Raw genomic sequence first — 3,015 nt, 5'->3', positions numbered from 1 at the left:
TGGGGCGCCCCCGCGAGGCCCCCCCACCCCCGGCGAGAAGTCATACGGCTCGAAGAGCGGGGCGGCAGGCGGCACCGGAGGCGGGGTCAGCGGCGAGGGCGGAACCGGAGGCGGAGGGGCCGCCGGCAACGGCGGCGCCGCAACCTCCGGCACCACCTCGGCCGCAGCCACCCCCCGCCCACGACGCCACCACCCCCGAAACCCCCACGCCACCCGCCGCTCCCGCAACCGCCAGGCCCGCACCCCCAACGCCACCGGCACCCCCACCACCCCCGTCCACCCCACAGCCGCACCCCCGGCCAGCCACCACACCGGCCCGAAGTCGACCAGCACCCCCACCCCCATGGCCCCACCCGCGGCCCCGGCGAGCCCGCCGTACACACCCCCGCAGAGCAGGGCCGCGCCCCCGGCCGCAAGCGCCGTCCGCCCCGCCGACCACGCCGCGTCCCGCTCCCCGAAGGCCGGCGCGGCCACCCGCACCGTGAACCACGCCACCGCACACCCCGCCGCCACCGGCACGGCCCCCGCCGCCCACGTGTACGGCGACCCGGGCCCCGCCTGCGGCACGGCGGCCAGCAGCGGAAACACCGGCAGCATCGGCGCCGACGCCGCCCCGAGCGGCCCCACGACTGCACCGGTGCCGAGCACGAACCCCGGCCCGAGCCCGTACGCCGCACCCCACACCGCCGCGTTCGGCACCAGCGCGAGCGCGAGCAGCAGCACCGCGAACCGGCCCGACCACACCCCGGTGATGTCCAGGAACGACTCCCGCACAAGGCCGCCGTGCAGCACCAGCGACACGGCGACGAGCAGCGCGCCCCCGCCCACCAGCACCACCGTCCCGGCAAGCCCCGCCCGGCCGACGGCGAGCGCCCGTTCCCGTACCCGTACGAAGCCGGGCGCGCCCTCGTGCACGAAGCAGCGGCGCACCGCGTCCGGCAGCGCGTCGACGCCGCGCCGCACCGCCTCCGGCAGGGGCCCGCGGGGCCGCCCGTGCGCCGTCCACACGCCGAACCCGGCCGCCACCACCGCGAGCAGCGGCACGTGCGCCGCCGCGCTCGGCCACGAGGGCCGCAGCGCGCCGCCCTCCGCGTACAGCGTCGCGGCCGTCCCCACCGCGACATAGCCCGTGACCACCCCCCACCACGCCGCCCGCGGCTCCCCGGCCCGGCCCTCCGGGTCCGCCGCGTCCCGCGCCGCCCGGTGCAGCAGCCAGCACGGCAGCGCGACCAGGAGCAGCGGTGTGACGCCGACCGGCGCGGGCACGCCGGACAGCGTCTCCGTACGGATGAGTTCCGTGCCGTGCGCGAGCAGCCACAGCGCGGCCGCCACGTGCAGCGCCCCGTCGAGGCCGCTGTCCGGGTAGGGGGAGCTGATCCAGAGCACCATCACCAGGACCGCGAGCGCGCCGAGCCCGAGCCCCGCGGCGATCGCCCCGCCGAGGACGCAGGTGGCGAACCCGGGCGCGCGCTCCCGTGCTTCCTGGGGGTCGTGGGCGCCGGACGAAGGCTCGCGGGACGGCCACGAGGAGCCGGATTCGGTGAGGTGGGTCACCCGGCCATGCTCCCAACGACACGCGCTTTCTCCGCGTAACGGGCTATTGCCGGATGTGTCGCTCAAGATACGTTTATGTTCTTTTTCGTACGGCGGAACGGCTGGTCATGACGCAGAGCCCTGCCCTCTCCCTGCCGTCCCCCAAGGAACGCCGCAGGCTGCGCGAGGCGAGGTCGCTGAGCCAGGCCGAACTCGCCGCGCTGGTGGGCGTCACCCGCGAGACCGTCCGCTCCTGGGAGTCCGGCCGCACGGACCCGCGGGGCCGCCGCCGCGAGGCGTACGCGCGGCTGCTCACGACGATCGCCGCGGAGCGGACACCGACCGCGCCGGTCACGTCCATCACTTCGGTCACACCGATCACGTCGGTCACGTCGACCGAGCCGACCGCGTCGGCCGCGTCGGCCGCGTCGGCCGAGCCGCAGCCGGGACGCGTCGCCCCCGCCCCTTCCCCGGAGCCGCAGATGTCCGGTCCGCAGGCGCCCCGCCCATCGGCCCCCGCACCCCCGACCACCCCCGAAGAGGCCTTCGACGCCCTCTGCACCCGCACCGCCCCGGTCCTGGTGCGGCAGGCCTACGCCCTCACCGGCCACCGCGCCCTCGCCACCGAGTCCGTGGAACGCGCCTTCCAACTGGCCTGGCAGCGCTGGCCCGAAGTCGCGCGCGACCGCGACCCGGCGAGCTGGGTCCGCGCGGCCGCGTACGAGTACGCGATGTCGCCCTGGCACCGGTTCCGCCCGCGCCTGCGGCGCCCCGACGCACCGCCCGCGGACGCGTCCGACCACGCCTTCCTCGACGCGCTGCTCAGCCTGCCGCCCGCGCAGCGCCGCACCCTGCTGCTCTACGACGGCGTCGGGCTCGACCTGCCCGAGACCGCCGCCGAGACGGAGGCCAGCACCCCCGCCGCGGCCGCCCGCCTGACCCACGCCCGCGAGACGCTCACCGCGCTCCTCCCCGAACTCGCCGACGGCCCCGCGGCCCTGCACCAGCGCCTGGACTCACTCGGCCGCGCGGAGGAACTGCCGCCCCCGCCGCCCGCCACCGTCCGCACGCGCAGCGAACGCCGGGCCCGCCTGTGGACCCGCGCGGCCATCGCCTTCACCGCCCTGATCATCGGCACCACAGCCCTCACGGCCCGCACCGCCCCCACCCACTACGAACCCCCACAGTCCCCCGGCAAAGCCATCTCAGGAGTCCCCCCAAGAATGGGCCCGGGCCCATTGACGTACGAGGACGAGTCCCTGAAAAAGAAGCTGAAAACCCACCCGGAGCCGGGCCCGGAACGCCTGACGCCGAGGGCCGAGTAGATACCTGCCACCCGGCTGCGGGCAATCGTGCCGCAGGGCGGCTCCCGACCCAAAGAAAGCACCCCGCCGCCGGGCAACACAAAGCAGCCGCCAACCGAGCCAACCCTGCTCCGGCAACGCAGATGGGCCGCACCTCAAGTAGTGGGGGCGGCCGCGG

2 protein-coding genes are annotated in these 3,015 nt (G+C 76.7%); one reads left to right on the top strand and one right to left on the bottom strand.

Annotated elements, in window-relative coordinates:
- A partial coding sequence (locus ACFWZ5_RS45930) for a DUF6350 family protein (protein WP_384893200.1) occupies window positions 1-1,554 on the bottom strand: 1,554 nt, incomplete at its 3' end.
- Window positions 1,555-1,661: 107 nt separating this feature from the next.
- On the opposite strand from ACFWZ5_RS45930, the gene ACFWZ5_RS45925 reads away from it, so the two are divergent.
- Window positions 1,662-2,858, top strand: a complete 1,197-nt coding sequence (locus tag ACFWZ5_RS45925; RefSeq protein WP_384795942.1) for a sigma factor-like helix-turn-helix DNA-binding protein — start codon at window positions 1,662-1,664, stop codon at window positions 2,856-2,858.
- The last annotated feature ends 157 nt before the right edge of the window (window positions 2,859-3,015 follow it).

The sequence above is a fragment of the Streptomyces sp. NPDC059003 genome, from assembly GCF_042740445.1.
GTDB lineage: Bacteria > Actinomycetota > Actinomycetes > Streptomycetales > Streptomycetaceae > Streptomyces.
This window is presented reverse-complemented; position numbering and strand designations above follow the sequence as displayed.